General features: G+C 75.4%; 1 protein-coding gene and 1 pseudogene. Both read right to left on the bottom strand.

All coding sequences use genetic code 11. From position 1 onward, the window contains the following. Nucleotides 1–7 precede the first annotated feature (7 nt). Nucleotides 8–1,249: a M14 family zinc carboxypeptidase gene (locus tag C1I97_RS36185; protein ID WP_111007149.1), complete on the bottom strand. Its 1,242-nt coding sequence runs from the start codon at nt 1,247–1,249 to the stop codon at nt 8–10. A 67-nt stretch (nt 1,250–1,316) separates the two neighbouring features. Further along, a pseudogene (locus C1I97_RS36180) lies at nt 1,317–1,984 on the bottom strand (malto-oligosyltrehalose synthase); the annotation flags it as partial.

Below are 1,984 nucleotides of genomic sequence, written 5' to 3'. Positions count from 1 at the left end.
GTCTGTCTCACTCCCGCACCCCCCGCGCCCCGAGCATCACCGCCACCACGGTCCGGCTCTGGTGCTCGACCTGGTGCTCCAACGGCACCCACCGCGCCCCGAACCGCTCCGCGAAGGCCTCGCTCCACGCCGTCACCAGCCGTTCCAGCCCGGGCGCGGCACGGTCGTCGGCCTCGCGCAGCACCCGCAGCAGCATCGCCGCGGCCCGCAACGGCAGGCGGCGGCCGAACGCGTCCACGCTGCCGACGTACGCCATCGTCGTGTCGGCCGGCGGAGTGCGGATCCAGTCGGCGGCCAGTCCCGGTACCAGGCCCAGTCCCCACTTCGCCGCCCGCAGCAGCGGCCCGTCGGTGCCGTGCAGGCGGGGCAGGGCGTCGGCGAGCACCAGCTTCACCTCGTGGGCGTCCCGCAGCAGCCGGTGGGCGAGCCGGCGTATCGCCGCCGCCGGGGCGGGGTGCGGGGCCGGATCGTCCACCAGGTCGCTCGCCCACATCGGCACCTCCACGACCGCGGTCATGCCGCCGTAGCGGTGCGTGTGGTACCAGGTGCTGTGCCGGGCGTCGTCCGGCAGGCTCGGGTAGGCCGGCCCCGAGCCCGGCCCCGGCATCACCCGTACCCCGGGCCCGGAGACGGGCCAGCCCGCCGCGTCCGAGGCACCGGTCTCCACGGGGATGTGCAGCTGGGCCGCCGACTTGCCGAAAGGTTCCGCCAGCCCCGGCACGTCCCTGGTCAACTGCACCCAGCTGCCGCCCAGTTCGGTGCCGTGCAGCGTCACCTGGAGGTAGGGCCGCAGCGCGTCGATGACGCCGGTCAGCGCACGTGTCTCGGGCGGCAGCCGGTCGGGTGGCAGCACGGAGGGCGACCACTCCGGCTGTTCGGGTCCGGCCGGCCGGAAGAAGCCGAGGTGGTAGTCGAGCAGGCTGCGCGGGGCCGGGGTGACGTGCAGACTCGCCCCGTCCGGGTCCGCGCAGAGCAGGAAGTGCCAGGAGGTGCCCGCCCGCAACGGCGGTTCACGCAGCACGCGGTGGGCGAGGGCGAGCAGGGTGGAGCCCCCGGTGGGCTCGTTGGCGTGGGCGCCGGCGACCACCAGTACGGCGCGCCGCGCGTGCCCGACGGACAGCAGGTGCAGCGGTCTTCCCGCGCGCGAGAGACCGACCTCCCTCAGGACGCACAGACCCGGCCGGTACGCGGCCAACGCACGTGCGGAGGCGACCAGTTCGGGAACGCTCGGGTAGCGCTGCTCCAGCAAGCAGACTCACCCCCGACCTGTCCGCCCTGCTCGGCATTCCGCAGTACCCCACGGACTGCCCGGCCTGTCAAGCGGTTCGCTCCAGCAGTGCCACCGGAAGCCGCTCGAAGAGCTGCTCCACGCGCGCGTGCCCCTCGAACTCCCGCCCCGGCGACACCACGTCCGCCCACCGGCCCGGCGGCAGGGGCAGCCGGGTGCCGCGCCAGCCGCCCGCCTCCGCCAGCCGCAGTGACAGCCGGGTCACGGCGGTGACCACCTCTCCGGAGCGGACGAACGCCGCACAGTGGTCCGCCGCCGGCCCCTCGGCGGGCAGCGGGGCGTACGTCGCCGTCTCGCCGAAGACCTCCGGCCGACGTGCCCGCAACCGCAGCGCCGCCACCGTCACCGCCCCCTTCTCGCCCGCGTCGACGGGAGGGAACCGCACCGGCCGCCGGTTGTCCGGGTCCACCAGCGCCCGGTACTCGCCCTCGGTGCCCTGGTAGACGTCCGGCACGCCCGGCATCGTCAGGTGCACCAGGGCCGTCCCCAGGACATTCGCCCGGATGTACGGCTCCAGCACGCCCCGGAGGGCGGCCACCCGCTCGGCCGGCGCCCCGCACGGCCCCTCGGTGACGAAGCGCTCCACCGCCTCCTCGTAGGGCGGCTCCTGCTCCGTCCAGCTGGTGTGGAGGCCCGCCTCGCGCACATGCTTCAGCAGGGCCCCCCGCACCCGTTCGCCGTACCGTTCCCGCTCCC

This window comes from Streptomyces sp. NTH33 (genome assembly GCF_003236365.1).
Lineage (GTDB): Bacteria > Actinomycetota > Actinomycetes > Streptomycetales > Streptomycetaceae > Streptomyces.
This window is presented reverse-complemented; position numbering and strand designations above follow the sequence as displayed.